The sequence below is a fragment of the Nonomuraea sp. ZG12 genome, assembly GCF_052068115.1.
GTDB lineage: Bacteria > Actinomycetota > Actinomycetes > Streptosporangiales > Streptosporangiaceae > Nonomuraea.
Genome location: NZ_JBQHCW010000015.1, coordinates 57,344 through 72,798 on the forward strand (window position 1 = coordinate 57,344; position 15,455 = coordinate 72,798).

The 15,455-nt window shown below is 69.1% G+C and carries 16 protein-coding genes and 1 pseudogene; 8 read left to right on the top strand and 9 right to left on the bottom strand.

The features are described from left to right. Positions 1-18: 18 nt before the first annotated feature. The 3 genes from ACTMTF_RS32150 to ACTMTF_RS32160 form a co-directional block, all read right to left on the bottom strand. Entirely contained in the window at positions 19-1,347 is a 1,329-nt protein-coding gene (locus ACTMTF_RS32150; protein ID WP_441114051.1) for a serine hydrolase domain-containing protein, read from the bottom strand. Between the two features lie 51 nt (positions 1,348-1,398). Next, positions 1,399-2,349, bottom strand: a complete 951-nt coding sequence (locus ACTMTF_RS32155) for an alpha/beta hydrolase family esterase (RefSeq protein WP_441114052.1) — start codon at positions 2,347-2,349, stop codon at positions 1,399-1,401. A gap of 132 nt (positions 2,350-2,481) precedes the next feature. Further along, a complete protein-coding gene (locus tag ACTMTF_RS32160; protein WP_441114053.1) occupies positions 2,482-3,030 on the bottom strand; it encodes a DUF7144 family membrane protein in 549 nt (182 codons plus the stop codon). Between the two features lie 232 nt (positions 3,031-3,262). Between ACTMTF_RS32160 and ACTMTF_RS32165 the strand changes: the two genes are divergently transcribed. Further along, positions 3,263-3,940, top strand: coding sequence for a neutral zinc metallopeptidase (locus tag ACTMTF_RS32165; protein ID WP_441114150.1), 678 nt, complete (start codon positions 3,263-3,265; stop codon positions 3,938-3,940). Here ACTMTF_RS32165 and ACTMTF_RS32170 read toward each other — a convergent pair. Further along, a complete protein-coding gene (locus tag ACTMTF_RS32170; RefSeq protein ID WP_441114151.1) occupies positions 3,923-4,681 on the bottom strand; it encodes a class I SAM-dependent methyltransferase in 759 nt (252 codons plus the stop codon). The genes ACTMTF_RS32165 and ACTMTF_RS32170 overlap by 18 nt on opposite strands. A gap of 233 nt (positions 4,682-4,914) precedes the next feature. Beyond that, positions 4,915-5,277 (bottom strand): hypothetical protein, encoded by a 363-nt coding sequence (locus ACTMTF_RS32175; protein WP_441114054.1) that lies wholly within the window; start codon positions 5,275-5,277, stop codon positions 4,915-4,917. 518 nt (positions 5,278-5,795) lie between these two features. Here ACTMTF_RS32175 and ACTMTF_RS32180 point away from each other — a divergent pair. Further along, entirely contained in the window at positions 5,796-6,473 is a 678-nt protein-coding gene (locus ACTMTF_RS32180; protein WP_441114055.1) for a hypothetical protein, read from the top strand. Between the two features lie 96 nt (positions 6,474-6,569). Beyond that, complete coding sequence (locus ACTMTF_RS32185; protein WP_441114056.1) at positions 6,570-6,734, top strand: hypothetical protein; 165 nt, start codon at positions 6,570-6,572, stop codon at positions 6,732-6,734. A gap of 370 nt (positions 6,735-7,104) precedes the next feature. On the opposite strand, the gene ACTMTF_RS32190 is transcribed toward ACTMTF_RS32185, so the two are convergent. Further along, complete coding sequence (locus ACTMTF_RS32190; protein WP_441114057.1) at positions 7,105-7,269, bottom strand: hypothetical protein; 165 nt, start codon at positions 7,267-7,269, stop codon at positions 7,105-7,107. 774 nt (positions 7,270-8,043) lie between these two features. Next, complete coding sequence (locus tag ACTMTF_RS32195; RefSeq protein WP_441114058.1) at positions 8,044-8,280, bottom strand: hypothetical protein; 237 nt, start codon at positions 8,278-8,280, stop codon at positions 8,044-8,046. A gap of 196 nt (positions 8,281-8,476) precedes the next feature. On the opposite strand from ACTMTF_RS32195, the gene ACTMTF_RS32200 reads away from it, so the two are divergent. After that, positions 8,477-9,886, top strand: coding sequence for a S8 family serine peptidase (locus tag ACTMTF_RS32200; protein ID WP_441114059.1), 1,410 nt, complete (start codon positions 8,477-8,479; stop codon positions 9,884-9,886). A gap of 59 nt (positions 9,887-9,945) precedes the next feature. Then, positions 9,946-10,188 (top strand): hypothetical protein, encoded by a 243-nt coding sequence (locus ACTMTF_RS32205; RefSeq protein WP_441114060.1) that lies wholly within the window; start codon positions 9,946-9,948, stop codon positions 10,186-10,188. A 106-nt stretch (positions 10,189-10,294) separates the two neighbouring features. Here the strand turns inward: ACTMTF_RS32205 and ACTMTF_RS32210 are convergent, their stop codons facing one another. Next, positions 10,295-10,708 (bottom strand): UTRA domain-containing protein, encoded by a 414-nt coding sequence (locus ACTMTF_RS32210; RefSeq protein ID WP_441114152.1) that lies wholly within the window; start codon positions 10,706-10,708, stop codon positions 10,295-10,297. Positions 10,709-10,752: 44 nt separating this feature from the next. Between ACTMTF_RS32210 and ACTMTF_RS32215 the strand changes: the two are divergent. The 3 genes and pseudogenes from ACTMTF_RS32215 to ACTMTF_RS32225 form a co-directional block, all read left to right on the top strand. Further along, positions 10,753-11,105 (top strand): annotated as a pseudogene (locus tag ACTMTF_RS32215) (IS701 family transposase); the annotation flags it as partial. 62 nt (positions 11,106-11,167) lie between these two features. Beyond that, complete coding sequence (gene recD2 / locus ACTMTF_RS32220; protein ID WP_441114061.1) at positions 11,168-13,372, top strand: SF1B family DNA helicase RecD2; 2,205 nt, start codon at positions 11,168-11,170, stop codon at positions 13,370-13,372. A gap of 161 nt (positions 13,373-13,533) precedes the next feature. Then, positions 13,534-14,730 carry an Ig-like domain-containing protein gene (locus ACTMTF_RS32225; protein ID WP_441114062.1) on the top strand — a complete coding sequence of 399 codons (1,197 nt, stop codon included), beginning with the start codon at positions 13,534-13,536 and terminating at the stop codon, positions 14,728-14,730. Between the two features lie 30 nt (positions 14,731-14,760). On the opposite strand, the gene ACTMTF_RS32230 is transcribed toward ACTMTF_RS32225, so the two are convergent. Then, complete coding sequence (locus tag ACTMTF_RS32230; protein ID WP_441114063.1) at positions 14,761-15,291, bottom strand: hydrogenase maturation protease; 531 nt, start codon at positions 15,289-15,291, stop codon at positions 14,761-14,763. Between the last annotated feature and the right edge of the window lie 164 nt (positions 15,292-15,455).

Below are 15,455 nucleotides of genomic sequence, written 5' to 3' on the forward strand. Positions count from 1 at the left end.
ACGTGTTACGTCAAGTGGCTAGTGCCAGCCTTCGACACCTCCGGGGACCGGCGCGGCCGGGTCGTAGGGGTCACGGGTGAAGATGAAGGTGTTGAGGTCGAGATGGTCGGCCGCCACCCGCAGCGTCTCACCGGCGTAGTAGCCGTCCAGGCCGAGCCAGGTGCCGTCGTCCTGCGGCGCGAATCGGGAGGCGCGCCCGGTGCCGCGCACCGGCTCGAGCGACAGGCCACCGCCGGGCAGCAGCCGCAGCAGGTAGGGGGCGGGCCCCCAGTGCCACAGGCCGGTCAGCGCCAGCAGGGCGGGGTCGGCGCCGGCGGGGGTCCACTCCTGGGGCAGGCGCGGCTCGTGCTCGTCAAGGATGTCGAGCAGGTCGGTGAGCAGCCCTGGCCGCATGCCGGAGGTGGTGTTGGCCACGAACAGCGCGCCGACGCGGTCGCCGGGGTCGGCCCACACGGTCGCCAGGAAGCCGGGCATCGACCCGGTGTGCCCGGCCAGGCGGCGCCCGGCGTGCCGGGTGAGCTGCAGGCCGAGCCCGTAGCCGGAGGTCCAGGCGTCGCCGTCGGCGACGGTGGCGGGCTCACGCATCTCGGCGAGGGTGTCCGCCGACAGCACCCCGCCGGTGTCCCCGGCCACGAACGCCGCCCAGCGGGCCAGGTCGGTGGTGGTGGACCACAGCTGCCCGGCCGGTGACATGGCGCCGGCGTCATGCTCGGGCTCCGGCAGCAGCACGTCGGCGTAGGGGTGGACGGCGTAGCCGGTGGCGTGCGGCGGCCGCGGCCTGGCGGTGGTGTCGTCCATGCCGAGCGGGCCGAGCACCTCGGCTCGCGCCACCCGGTCCCACGGCACGCCACGCAGGCGGGCGACCAGCTCACCGAGCAGGGAGAAGCCGATGTTGGAGTAGTGGTAGCGGCGGCCCGGCCGGTGCTTGACCTCGCCGGGGCCGACACGGGACAGCAGGTCGGCCATGTCGATGCCGGGGGTGCGCTCCCACCAGCCGGTGGGCGGCTCGGCCGTCAGGCCGCCGGTGTGCGAGAGCAGCTGGGCGATCGTGACCTCGCCGAAGCGGGTGTCGGGCAGGTGCTTGCCGATCGGCTCCAGCAGGTCGATCAGGCCCTCGTCACGCAGCCGCATGACGGTCACGGCCACGACGCTCTTGGTGATCGAACCGATCCGGTACTGCGTGCCGGGCTCCGGCGGCCGCCCGTCCACCTGGCCGCGCCCGGCCTGCCACACGATCTCACCGTCGCGCACGATCGCGGCCCGCACCGAGGGGATGCGGCATTCGGCCTGTTCGAGGGCGAGCCTGCGCAGCAGCGCCCGCGCCGTCTGATGTCCTACCTGACTCATGGGGGTCAAGCCTAATCCCGGCCGGACGCCCTCCCGGGTCGTTCGATGCGTTCAGGCCGGCGGGGCGGCGTCGAAGGCGTCCAGGATGAGCCGGGTGGCGTCCAGCTGCCGGTTGGTGGCGCCGAGCCTGGGCACCTCGATCGGGCCCGACCAGGTGTGGCCGCCGCCGCTGATCGTGTACAGGCGCACGCGGACACCGCCGGCACAGCCCGTCCAGGTACGCAGCCGTACCTGAGGAACGGGGGAGGAGGCGGCGGCGGGGGAGCGGCAGCCGAACGCGCCCGCCCAGCCGCCTGTCACCCGCTCCACCGGCTGCAGCGTCACCAGGTCGGCGAGCTTGCGCAGGTCGCCGGAGGCGTCGCTCAGCGGGTGCCCGCCCCGGTAGGGGACGACCCGGTCGGCGGTGCCGTGGAAGGCGACCAGCGTGGCCGGCTCCGGTCGCTGACACGGCTTGACGATGTTGACGCCGCCGACGGCCGCCACCCCGGCCAGCCTGCCGTCCAGGCCGCACACCAGGGCCGTGGCCATGGCGCCGCCGTAGGACAGGCCGGCGGCGAACTCGCGCCGGCGGTCCACGCACAGCCGCTGCTCCAGCCGGTCCAGCAGCGCCCGCAGGAAGCCGGTGTCGTCGGGGCCGAAGCCGTGCGGCAGCGTCCAGGCGAGCCGGTCCTCGGCCACCTGCGGGGTGGCCACGATGTAGCCCCGGCGGCCGCCCTCCTGCGGCAGGCGGCTGTAGGCGGCCTGCTCGCGGGCGTTGGAGCCGAGCCCGTGCAGGTTCAGCAGCACCGGGTGCGGGCCGTCACCCTCGGGCAGCGACAACAGGAAGACGCGCGCCTCGCCGGCGAACTCCAGCTCGTGCCGGCCTTCCTTGAGCGGCTCGCCGCCCGCGCAGCCGTCCGGCGGCGGCGCCGCGGCGGAGGGGGAGGGGCGCGCGGGCGCCGGCGCGCGGACGGCGCACCCGGCCCCGGCCAGCAGCAGCGCCGCCAGGGCCACCCTCAACACGCGTGCGAGCACCCCGGGCTACCGCTCCACCGCGCCCGCACGCTCAGGCCCGGCATGGGGCCTGGCATGGGGACGGCCGGCACCGGCGCGCGGCATGGGCATCCGACTCCTTGGCAGAGGTCAGATGAAACGCTACACGCGACCGCTGACACTCTCTCCCCGTCGCGCCCCCTTATTTCCGGTCAAGGCCCGCATCTCACCGCCGTGGACGAGCAGGGCGTAGATGACGAGGATGTCGACGGCGATGACGATCAGCGACCAGAACGGGTACGCGGGGAACCAGGCGAAGTTGACGATGGCCTGGATCGCCGCCAGGAAGATCCCGACCGCGCGCCCCCACGCCTTGCCCGACATGACGGCCAGGCCCGCGAGGGCGACGATCACCCCGAGGACCAGGTGGGCCACACCCCAGGCCGTATAGGTGACGGGAACGGCCAGGTTGTCCGCCGTGACGACGTAGAAACCGGTGTTGAAGATGCCGACGAGCCCCATCACCGCCTGGAAGCAGCCCACCAGCACCATCGTGAAACCGGCGAACAACACCCAGCCGAGCCACCCGCTCACCCGGGGCTCCGCCTGCTGCGGCGGCCCCGCCTGGGCCGGGCCTTCACGCTGCTGCGGTACGGCCGCCGCCGGGTCCTGGGACGTCTGGCCCGCCTGCGGGTGCCGTTGCTGTGCCATGGTCGGCTCCTTTCCGCCCTGCCCTCCCTTCCATCCGGCATATCACGACACTTTCCGCAGGTGTCCTATGTCCGCGTAAACACGACGCCGCTTCGGCTTGGCCGGACGACCCGCCCCCCTCCTAGGATGACGATCATGCGTCTCACCCCCCTTACTCGCGGCCCTCACCCTGTGCTCGCTCCTCTTAGCCGGCACGGCCCAGGCCGCCACCTACCCCATCCGCGACCGCGCCCTGACCGCGAACAAGCTCTACCGCAGCGGCGAACTACGGCCGAGCCAGTGCACCGAACGCCAGGTCAAGCCGAACGACGTCCCCGCCGCCAAGCGCTACCTGACCACGATCGTGAACTGCCTCAACCGATCCTGGGCCGCCCACTTCGCACGAGCCGGCCTGCCCTTCGCCAAAGTCAGGATCGGATTCATCACCAAACCACGGCGCTTCTGCGAAACAGCGTGGATCGACGCCTCGGCCAGATACTGCGACGACGAGCGGCGCTTCCTCGTCCTGCTGGACCGCGACCTGCTCAGCGAACCGTCGGACCTGTTCCTCTTCGACGTCGCCGCCCACGAGTTCGGCCACCACCTGCAGAACCTCACCGGCATGGGCCGCGCCTTCGACCGCCACCCCTACAAGGGCAAGAGCGAGCTGAACGAGCAACTGCGCCGCTACGAACTGCAGGCCGAATGCCTGGCCGGCGTGTTCATCCGCAGCACCTGGGAATCCCTGGACCGCACCACCCAGGACTGGGAGACACTCCTCGACATCGACCGGAACAGCGGCGACGAGCAGAGCGAGCACCGCACCCACGGCAAGGGGCGCACCATCGCCGCCTGGCTCGACAAGGGCTTCCGCTCCGGCTCACCCGCGGCGTGCAACACCTGGACGGTCCCCTCAGCCCGCGTGTCCTGACCCAGGGAGCGGCAGGCGGTAGACCGACACATGCGAAGGCGACTCGGCCGTGAAGTCGGCCCCGGCCCAGTCGGCCTGCCTGCTCTCCAGCTCGAACCCGGCCAGCTGCGCCATGAGATCCAGCTCCGAGGGCCAGATGTACCGGTGCGGGCTGCGGAACAGCTCGGCCTGCCGGCCCTCACCGAACCTGAAGTGATGCGACACGACATGCTGACGCAGCACGTCGTAGGTGTCCAGACCGATGTAGCCGGGCTCGCAGTTGTAGACCATCGCCTGCTGGCCCGGCGGCAGCCTGCGCAACTCCGGCACCCACAGCTCCACCACGAACCGGCCCCCCGGCACCAGATGCCGGGCCGCATTGCGGAAACACGCCACCTGCTCGGCCTGCGTGAGCAGGTTCGAGATGGTGTTGAAGACGAGATAGACGAGCGTGTACGTCCCCGGCGCGGCAGCCGTCGCCATGTCGCCGGCGACCACCGGGACCGTGGCCTCGTCCACCTTCGCCCGCAACTGCCGGATCATCGGGGCGGACAGCTCGATGCCGGTGACGGGCACCCCCCGCTCGGCCAGCGGCACGGCCACCCGGCCGGTGCCGATGGCGAACTCCAGCGCCCGCCCACCGCCCGCGAGCTCGACGAGGCGGTCCACCGTGGGGTCCAGAACCTCGGGCGCGAACATGCCGGTCCCGGGCGTGTCATATCGCTGGGCCGTCTCGGCGTCCCAGATCTCCTCCTGGCGCATGCCGTCCACCATGGCCACCGACCGCACACGATGTCCAACGATTTCCCGGCACCACCGAGAAGATCGCACCGTCCCGCCGAGCCGGAGGTGCTTCGCCGCGAGCTGGACCGGATGGACACGGCTCTCGAACGGCAGACTGACCTGCTGATCAACGAGGCGATCCAGCGATGGAGCCAGAATCGGGTCCCTGCCGGCCCCGCCGTCGAATGGACGGGGCCGGTGATGGTGGTCCGTCAGTCAGCGCAGATGGCGAAGACGCTGATCCCGACGTCGTTGCTGCCGGTCTGACGGCCGATACCGATCCAGCCGCGTCCATCGTCGGTGGGGAACGACCCCACCAGGATGGCGGCGTTGCCGCGGGCCTCCGCGCCGCCGCCGAGGACGCGCTTCGAGCCCGGGCAGTACAGCGTGCGACGCTGGAAGTTGGGGACGTTGGCGTTGGGCATGGTGACGAGCTGGTAGCCGGGCGGTAGCGCCGAGTGGTGGGTGACCGCCACGGCGGGAGCGGATGCCTGGAGGGCTACGACAGTGGCCGCAACACAGGCCGCCGTGGCCAGGGCGGCGATGGAAAAGGGCAGAGACTTCTTGAATCGCACGGTCTCTCCTTGGCTGATTCCCCTGACAGGCACAATGTCCGGGCAGCGCACGGCAAGCCGGCTTTGCGGCGCTGAGCGGACGGTATGAGATCAGGGGGAAGGGCGCTGACACGCTGAGTATCCGATCCGTTTCTCTCCGTGTCTAGGGGATGTCGAGCCGTTCTTTCGCTCCTCGACGCCGTTGCGCGCAACGCGCGGTGGCAAACCCCGCCAGATCCCTTCGAACCTGACTCGATCGTGCACTGACCTGCGGCTTTGTGACCTGTCCGTATTGCTTGCGTCAAGCAGCGGCGGTGGCCCTGACGATCCGTGCCCGCTCACGCTCGACCGGCCGCCTCGGCGGGGGAGAGGTGCCCACGCGTTCATGATGGATCGTCGGCTCAGCGGCGCGGCGGTTATCGGGTTGCCTGCTCCCGAGCGGTGGGCAACTGGTCGCCCAGGCGTGATCGTCCTTGGTGGAACCGCACGGCTTGCGAGGCCCTGAGCAATGGCCGCACGCTGGAGCGGTGGACATAGGCATGATCAGTCTGGTTGTCACGCTCACCATCGGCGTTGCACAGGTCTACCTCGCCTGGCAACAGCTACGCCATTCACGCAACCAGGCGACACCCCACCAGACGGGCCCGGCCGAGACCGCGTCGCCTCCCCTGTCGCCTCCGAGCGCCACGCTCGCCGAGCCGACGCCCTCCTCCGGCTCCGCGCCACCACCCCACGATGCCCCCGCCGAACCTCCGCCCCATCAGCGCCGCACCCCAGAGCCGCCTCCGCGCCCCGATCCGCAGGCGAAGGAAGCGCAGGCAGGGGAATCGCGCCCGTCCCCGCACCCCGACGCCCCCGTCGAGAACGACGCGCGCGACATCATCCCCGTCCTGCTGGCCTACATCGCGCCGGCGTCCCTGTGGGTGGCGGGCCTGGTCAGCCTCGCCGCCCTCGGCTGGATCTTCGGGTACGACGACCTGGCCGAAGATTACAAGACACCCACGGAACGCGTGCAGTTGTCCTCCAGCCTGTGGTTCATGGCGGCGGCACTCCTGATCAGCAGCACGTCGACCGGGTTCACCGCGTACGCGTGGTCCCGCGAGAAGTCCATCACCGACGACAACGAGGAACGCTTCAACCTGTACGTGGCGACAGCGGTACTCGGTCCGCCGCTCGCGGTGTGGCTCGTGATCGCCCGGCGCGCCGTGATGTTCTGATCCTCCGCCCGCCGCGGTAAGCACTGAAGCGGCTCGCAGAAGCCCCGGACCGGTCGGCGGCGGCGACATCGACCCGGTCACGGGGCTCCACGAGTGGTGCGAGCCGGCCCCGCGCACGAAGGCGGCGGCCAAGCGGTCGGCTGGCACGACCTCCTGACCCGTTGGCCGCTCCTGGAGGCGGACCTGCACCAGGTGTACGGCATCGACCTCGCCGAGCCGGACCTGCTGCGCCGCCGCCCACCGCACTGCAGCCGGTCCTGACCCAGCTCACCCCCCTGGTCGGTCAGATCGCAGGCGCCTTTGGTCAGCTCATCGTCGCGCTGCTGCCGCTGCTGCCGCTGCTGCCGCTGCTGCCGCTGCTGCCTCCGATCGCTCAGCTGGCTTCCACTCTGGCGTCGGCGCTGCTATCGCTCCGCTGATTCCGCTGGTCGGCCAGAAAACCCGTGTCGGCCGTAACCCCGTTCCTGCAACCGCTGGTCCAGCCCGCCACCGCCACCCTGCCTTTGATCACCGTCGTGACCGCCGTGGCGAAGCCTTTCCAGGGCGACTTCAAGGGCGCCGGAGCCCTTGCCCGAGAAGGTGACGGCCGGGGTGCGTCCTCGGCGGGACCAGGTGCGGGCCTTCGGCGGCCTCAGCGATTGTCCTGTTTCGTCAGATGGCAGATCCCACGCGGGGTGTAGGACAGGTGGAACGACCCGCCGACCAGCACCGTGATGCGCGCGAGGGTCCAGCGATGATCCTCGGTCCATCCCCAGGCGGCCGGACCGGCGTCCAACGCGGCCTCTAACCGTTGCACCTGCGCATCGCCGAGCCGGCAGCGCTGCCCGCCCGGCCCTTTCGACTCCAGTGCCCCGGTTCCCGCCGTGCGCCAGGCCTTGTGCCAGACGTAGGCCGACTTGCGGGAGACCCGCAGCTTTCTTGGCCGCCGCAGGCGGCGACATGCCCGCGGCGAACAACCCGGCAGCCTCCAAGCGGACCCGTTCACGCTTTGCTCGCGCCGCCGGGGTCAGACCACCACCATCCGGATAACGCATCCCACCTGCATACTCCCGAACTCCGCCGCGAGCAGGCAACGGCGCGGTGACACCTCAGTCTTTCAACCTCTGTACAGATGATAGCGCAATCTTGAAGTTATCATCGCGAGGCAGGTAAACAATGCCGACGAATCACGTTCATCCTCCCGCCCTTTACTCAATTGGAGCAAAGTTTTTCGTACTTAAAACCTTTCCACCCTATCGCCTTTACTGTTCGGCCTTACGTGAAATCGCCTGTTTGGCGACGACTCGCAGAAGGGAATAATGCTGACACCTGCGGACATTACTTGATCAACCCGTACGGTGATCCATGCAAGTCGAACCGTTTGGATCAGCAAGCGACTCCCCGCCAAAGGTGGATTATCCATGCCCGAGTCGGTATCCGAGTCCGATTACTACTTATTTGACGAAGGGGAGGTCCAAAGCGCCCTCGAGGCGGCAAAGGGAAACCCACTCAGAAATGAAACCGCAGGGGAGTAATGAAATCTCCCTGGCGTCCGTAGGAGAACTCAATGTCTCAGCTGGGTGCATTACCGTCACCGTACGAAACAACCGATTATGCCTGAACCTTCCGCCAGGGCTGGGAAGCCGCTACTTCCGACATACTCCAGTTGAACTCGCAGTTTCCATTTCCCGCGATCACCATGGTTGATGGGCGACCCGGTCGCGGCAAGGCATCCATCGGGTAGATACGGCCGGTACTGCATCTTTTTCAGCTTGCGTTTCACGATGCGAACCAGATCATCGAGATCGGCGACGACGAAGTTGGCCATCTTCCGGCCTCCGGCTCACCCCCACAGGTGTGGGGAGGACAACGAGGAGCCCTCGGCGAAGTCCCCCTGGGACGACCGTCTCCTCGTAGCTCCGCGGCCGTACGGCAGACGTGGCCCGGCCTGTGAACGTGCGGGTCCGAGCACACCGTCATCCCGACCATCCACGCAATGAGACGGATTAGGAAAGGCAGCAGACATGGCCAAGATCAAGGTACTCCTGGAGGTCGAGGCACCCCATGCCGAGGGCTTCGGAGCCTTCCGCGCGGCGCTGGGCTCCGAGACCGAGGCGTACGACCAGGCGGACCGTGTCCTGGACGCGGTCGCCGGACTCGGCGTCGAACCGGACGAGAACCTGGTGCCCGTTCCGATGTTCGCCGCCCACCGAGCGGCGGACGGAACCTACGCGCCGATGCTCGAGCTGAGGGAGTTCGCCTCCCCGGAGACGAACCAAGACATGGCCCCGACCACGATGGTGGTGCCCGTGGAGGTCGACCACACCAGGCTGGAGGAACTACGCGGACGCAACGGTGTCACCGTGTGGCCGAACTCGCGGCAATACCTGTACGAGCACTGGGAGCTCCTGGGAGAGCCGGATCCGGCGGAGGCCGCCGGCTCCGGGCCGTTCGACCTCGCCCGCTCGCGCGCGGTGACCGACTGCAGGCCGTTCCGGCCAGGGGTCGCCCTCCACGTCATCCGGACCCTGCTCGGAGTCTCCAAAGTATGGCAGGACGGCTTTCGCGGGCAGAACGTCGCCGTGGGCATCCTCGACGAAGGCGTCAACGGCACCGTCTACCCGGTCTCCGGCGGATTCGCCCGTCCCGGAGCCCGACTTCAGCCGGGAGCGGCCCCCATCACCAGCCACGGCTCCATGTGCGCCGCTGACGTCCTCCTCGCAGCCCCCGCCGCCCGCCTGTACGACTACCCCTTCCTCGGCGATCCGAACTCCGGCGGCGCCCTGGCGATGTTCCAGGCGGTACTCGACCAGCGGAGGATCGACGGGACCCCGCACCTGACCACCAATAGCTACGGGTTCTACCGCGTACCTTCCCGCGCGCAGGCTCCCGGGCATGAGATCTGGGACATCGACCACCCGCTCCACCGCAAGGTGCGCGAGGTCGTGGCCTCCGGCGCGGCAGTGTTCTTCGCCGCGGGAAACTGCGGTACCCCGTGCCCCAGTCTCAACTGCGACCCGAGCAGTATCGGCCCGGGGAAATCCGTCCACGGCTCCAACAGTCTCGCCGAGGTCATCACCGTCGCCGCGGTCAACAGTCGAAACGAGCGCATCGGGTACTCCTCCCAGGGGCCCGGTATGTTCGAGGTGAGCAAACCGGACCTCGCCGCGTACTCCCACTTTTTCGGCAACTTCGGGCCGGACCGTCCTGGTGGGACGGCGGCGCCCTTCGACAATGGGACCTCGGCAGCGACGCCCGTCGCGGCTGGTGTGGCGGCACTGCTGCTGTCCGCGTTCCCCGGGCTGACCCCGGCGGAGCTGCGCGAGGCTCTGCTGGCCGGGCTGGTTAACACGACGGGCAGGCCTTGGGACCGCGACTACGGGCGTGGGATCCTGAACGCGGCGGCATCCTATTCGTACATGCTGCGGAAGTAAGCTTGAGGGCTGGAGCGTGAGGGTGGCGCTGTACCGTCCGAGGGCTGCCCGATGAGGGGATGATGACCATGGATTGGCTTCTGACGGTGCCCGCCGACACCGACCTGGGCACCCTAGCGGCCAAGCTATCCGCGGTCGGCTGCACGCTGCGTGACCTAGACCCGGTGCCGCTTGGCCCAGACGAGAAGGTCGTGTACGCCCGAGGGCCGCATGACGTCTCCGCCAGGCTGGCGGCCATCGACATTCCGGTGAAGGCGAATCCGGACTCGGAACCCGAGCCTTACCGCGAGCCTGGCCTCTGAGCATTTCGAGTCGGGTGGGCGTGTCTGCTGCTCGCCGAGCGGATCCGCGCGGACGGCTTCAAGGTCACGTACTCCGGCGAGCCCTGCAGAAGACCGACCGGCACATCTACCGGCGCGACCTGATGGCCTCCCAGAGCAGGAAGAACTTCCCCCACGTCAACAAGACGTTCATGGCGTACGACGTCGAGGGGCGCCTCCCGTTCTGCGACCCGGTCGTGGTCCACCTGGCGCTGTCGCTGCAGCAGCACGCCGTGGCGGACACCCGGCCGCGCTCATCCGCGATGAGCTGGTCGGCGGCCAGGACCAACGACCCCTTCGCGAGCTTGAGCCGGGCGGCCTCATTCTCAGTCGCGATTCGCGCCCGCATCGTACGCCGGGTGACCGCCACGGGGGAGTGACCAGCCTGGGCCAGCATCACGTAGATGCCGCCCGGCACCTTCCGCCCGGTCGCGATTGGCGTGCCCTCCACGAGCTCGCGCGGGTAGATCGCCTCATCCAGCTGAACCGGGGCGTCGCCGATGAAACCGACCCGGCCCCGGGACCACGACCGGGGCCGGGTCGGCGCCGTTCCCGGCGACGGAGTTGGTGACCATCCGCCCGTCCAGTCCGGCGAGCTTCCAAGCGGCCAAGGGCCAGGTCAGGTTGGATCACTACCCGGTGCGCGCCTGACGGCCTGGCACCGGCACATCACCCTGGTCATGCTCGCGCCGGCCCTTTCGGCGGCCATGGCCGCCGCCCAGCCACCCGGTGACCAGGACCGCATCCCACTGACACTGCCCGAGATCCGCCGACTGCTCGCCGTACCCGTGCTGACCCAGCACCGCGCCATCACGAGAATTCTGCGCTGGTCACACTGGCGCCGACGCCATCAGGCCATGGCCCGGCACTGCCACTACCAGCGCAGATCCGAACCGTGATCGCGAAATGTCACTGGAGTACTAGTCTCCTCTATGTGGGGAGGCCCGAGGAGAGTCCGGACATGGGCTCCAGAAAAAACGTCACTGTTTTGAACGCAGTACTGGAACGCATCACCTACGCCAACGAGGAGACCGGCTACACGATCGCCCGCGTGGCCACCGCCCGCTCCGGCGCCGAGCTGCTGACCGCGGTCGGGCCGCTGCTCGGCGCGCAGGTGGGGGAGTCGCTGCAGCTCAGCGGACGCTGGACCTCCCACCCCCGCTACGGCAAGCAGTTCGAGGTGTGGTCCTACACCACCGTGCTGCCCGCCACCGTACAGGGCATCCGCCGCTACCTCGGCTCCGGCCTCATCAAGGGGATCGGCCCCAAAATGGCCGAACGGATCGTCGACCACTTCGGCACCGACACCCTGGACGTGATCGAGAACGACCCGCAGCGGCTGGTGGAAGTGCCGGGCCTCGGCCCCAAACGCACCAAGATGATCGGCGCCGCCTGGGAAGAACAGAAGATCATCAAAGAAGTGATGATCTTCCTGCAGGGAGTCGGCGTCTCCACTTCCATCGCCGTACGCATCTTCAAGCAGTACGGCGAACGCTCCATCGACATCGTCCGGGCACAACCGTACAAACTCGCCGACGACGTGTGGGGGATCGGCTTCAAGACCGCCGACACCATCGCCCAGGCCGTCGGCATCCCGCACGACAGCCCCGAACGCGTCAAAGCCGGCCTGCGCTACACCCTGTCGCAAGCCGCCGACGACGGCCACTGCTACCTGCCCGCCCCCAACCTGATCGGCGACGCGGTCAAGATCCTCGAAGTGGACGCCCCCCTGATCGCCACCTGCCTCGAAGACCTCGTCACCGAGGAAGGCGCCGTCCGCGAAGAGATCCCCACCGGCGACAACCTCGTGCCCGCCGTCTACCTGCCACCCTTCCACCGCGCCGAACTCTCCCTGGCCGGCTCCCTGCTCACCCTGCTGCACCACGGCCACGACCGGCTCAAGGCGTTCACCGACGTCGACTGGGACAAGGCCGAACACTGGCTGCACGGCCAGACCGGCGCCGAACTCGCCACCGAACAACGCCAGGCCGTCCGGCTCGCCCTCACCCACAAGGTCGCCGTCCTCACCGGCGGCCCCGGCTGCGGCAAAAGCTTCACCGTCCGCTCCATCGTCACCCTCGCCCGCGCCAAACGCGCCAAAGTGATCCTCGCCGCCCCCACCGGCCGGGCCGCCAAACGGCTCGCCGAGCTCACCGGCCACGAGGCCACCACCGTCCACCGCCTCCTGCAACTACGCCCCGGCGGCGACGCCACCTTCGACCGCGACAACCCCCTCGACGCCGACCTGGTGGTCGTCGACGAGGCCTCCATGCTCGACGTCCTGCTGGCCAACAAACTCGTCAAAGCCGTCGCACCCGGCGCACACCTGCTGTTCGTCGGCGACGTCGACCAGCTGCCCTCCGTCGGCGCGGGGGAGGTGCTCAAAGACCTGCTCGCCGCCGACGACATCCCGCGCGTCCGCCTCACCCAGATCTTCCGCCAGGCCCAGGAATCCGGCGTCGTCGTCAACGCCCACCGCGTCAACACCGGACGCCACCCCGTCCTGGAAGGCATGAAGGACTTCTTCCTCTTCCCCTGCGAGGAACCGGAGGAGATCGCCGCCCTCACCGTCGACGTCGTCGCCCGCCGCATCCCGCGCACCTTCGGCCTCGACCCCCGCCGCGAGGTCCAGGTGCTCGCCCCCATGCACCGCGGCGCCGCCGGAGCCGGCGCGCTCAACATCGCCCTGCAGGAATCCCTCACCCCCGCCCGCGACGGCATGCCCGAACGCCGCTACGGCGGCCGCGTCTTCCGCATCGGCGACAAGGTCACCCAACTGCGCAACAACTACGACAAGGGCGCCGCCGGCGTCTTCAACGGCACCGTCGGCATCGTCACCGGCATCCAGCCCGACGACAACTCCCTCACCGTCCGCACCGACGAGGACGAACAGGTCGACTACGCCTTCGACGAGCTCGACGAACTCGCCCACGCCTACGCCGTCTCCATCCACCGCTCCCAGGGCAGCGAATACCCCGCCGTGGTGATCCCCCTGGCCACCAGCGCCTGGATGATGCTGCAACGCAACCTGCTCTACACCGCCATCACCCGGGCCAAGAGACTCGTGGTGATCGTCGGCTCCCGCCGCGCCCTCGCGCAGGCCGTACGGACCAAGGGCGCCGGACGGCGGCACACGAGCCTCACCCACCGCCTGTCACGTCCCTGACCGGCCCTTCTACCACTTGACCGGGACTTGACCCGGCCCTGACCTGCGCTTTACTTCCAGAAGTGATGGAAATGTGACCGAACTCTCCCATATGATTCCGCGTCTTACATGCAGGAGCATTAAGGTTTTAGTGCGTCTGTCATAGCGGGGAGAGGTTCGAGTTGAACGTTGAGACCGGCTGGAGGAAGGTCGTCGCAGGCGTGGCCCTGGCCACCGCGACAACCCTCACCGCCTCATGCTCCGGCGCCGCCCCCGGATCGGGCCAGGCCGCCGACGGCGACGCGACGATCTCGGCGACCCCCCAAGCCCCCACCATCGCCATCACCCCCCAAGAGGGCAGCACCAAGGTCAGCCCAGGCAAGAGGATCATCGTCACCGCCGCCGGCGGCACCCTGGACGAGGTCGTGGTCGAAGGCGACGGCGAACAGATCGAAGGCAATTACAACACCGACAAGACCCGGTGGATCTCCAAGACCCCACTGAAGCCGTCGGCCGACTACAACGTCACCGCCAAATCCGGCGTCACCACCGCCGCCAGCACCTTCACCACGCAAAAACCCGAACGCGTCCTGGAGATCGCCGACGTCACCCCCAACGTCAAGGGCGAGAAGGTCGGCGTCGGCATGCCGATCATGGTCAGGTTCACCCAGCCCATCACCAACAAGGCCGCCGTCGAACGCGCCCTCAAGGTCGAGTCCGAAAAGCCCGTCGACGGCGCCTGGCGGTGGATCGACGACAAGTACGCCATCTACCGCCCCGCCAAGTACTGGTCCGCCCACCAGACGGTCACCCTCAACGCCGACCTCGACGGCGTCAAAGCGGGCCGGGGCCTGTGGGGGATGAAGGACTACGACTACAGCATGAAGATCGGCGCGAAGATGGTCTCCAAGGTGGCCGCCGACAAGCACATGATGTACGTCTACAAGGACGGCAAACGCGTCGAGACGATGCGCATCAGCGCCGGCATGGCCACCACCCGCGAATACACCACCACCTCCGGCGTCCACCTCACCATGGAGCGCGCCAGCCCGGTCCGCATGATCTCACCCGGCCGCAAGAAGGGCGACCCCGGCTACTACGACGTCATGATCGACCACGCCGTCCGCATCTCCAACAGCGGCGAGTACGTCCACGCCAAGAACAACGTGTGGGCCCAAGGCGTCCGCAACGTCAGCCACGGCTGCATCAACGCCCGCCCCGACCAGGCCAAGTGGTACTTCGACAACTTCCAGCGCGGCGACATCGTCGAGATCACCGGCACCGACCGCGAACTCGAATGGAACAACGGCTGGGGCTACTGGCAGATGTCGTTCAAGCAGTGGAAGAAGGGCAGCGCCCTCGACGGCGACGACGCCTGACCACCCCACCAGACCTCACCCCTGCCGGCCTCACGCCGCACCCTCCGGCCCGGCGCCCTCCGCGATGATGCCCAGCACCAAGCGGACCGCCGGGCCGACCGCCGCCCGCACCGGCGCGCTCAGCTCCTCCCCAGATGAGCCCCCCGGCACCCCGGCCCCCACTGCTGCCGGCTCACAGCACACCACCACCACCCGATCCGGAACCCCGCCGAGCTCGGCCGCCCGCCGCAGCACCCCCACCGGATCCACACCACGCGCCGGCCCCGCCCCGCCCCAATCCGGCAGATCCGACCCCGGCAGATCCGCACGCGGCTGATCCACCTCCACCACCGTGATCGTCCCCGGCACCCGCCCCCGCACCGCCGCGTCCACGATCACCGCCAGGTCATAGCCCCGCCGCAACGCACCCGCCAGCTCCCCGCCACGCACACCGAAGTCGACCACGTCCACACCCGCCCGCCGCACCCCGGCGAGCCGCCGCACCACCTCGGCCCCGAACCCGTCATCGCCGAAGAAGACGTCACCCACCCCCGCCACCAGGATCCGAGCCGCCCCCTCCACACCCGGCTCACACCCCCGCCGCTCCCGCAACCCCATCCCTCACCCCCCGCACCCGGAACACCACCCACAGCGATGCCTACCGAGGTGCCTACCGCACCACAGCCACCATCTAACCCCGCACCCCCGCCCCAGCGGACCCTCGTCATCCGGCCCCAGCGGCGTGT

What these genes read in the sequence shown, in the direction of transcription:
- ACTMTF_RS32195 (WP_441114058.1), bottom strand. Translation starts at nt 8,280, where the DNA reads ATGGCCAACTTCGTCGTCGCCGATCTCGATGATCTGGTTCGCATCGTG.
- ACTMTF_RS32205 (WP_441114060.1), top strand. Translation starts at nt 9,946, where the DNA reads ATGATGACCATGGATTGGCTTCTGACGGTGCCCGCCGACACCGACCTG.
- ACTMTF_RS32160 (WP_441114053.1), bottom strand. Translation starts at nt 3,030, where the DNA reads ATGGCACAGCAACGGCACCCGCAGGCGGGCCAGACGTCCCAGGACCCG.
- ACTMTF_RS32200 (WP_441114059.1), top strand. Translation starts at nt 8,477, where the DNA reads ATGGCCAAGATCAAGGTACTCCTGGAGGTCGAGGCACCCCATGCCGAG.
- recD2 (WP_441114061.1), top strand. Translation starts at nt 11,168, where the DNA reads ATGGGCTCCAGAAAAAACGTCACTGTTTTGAACGCAGTACTGGAACGC.
- ACTMTF_RS32150 (WP_441114051.1), bottom strand. Translation starts at nt 1,347, where the DNA reads ATGAGTCAGGTAGGACATCAGACGGCGCGGGCGCTGCTGCGCAGGCTC.
- ACTMTF_RS32170 (WP_441114151.1), bottom strand. Translation starts at nt 4,681, where the DNA reads ATGCGCCAGGAGGAGATCTGGGACGCCGAGACGGCCCAGCGATATGAC.
- ACTMTF_RS32180 (WP_441114055.1), top strand. Translation starts at nt 5,796, where the DNA reads ATGATCAGTCTGGTTGTCACGCTCACCATCGGCGTTGCACAGGTCTAC.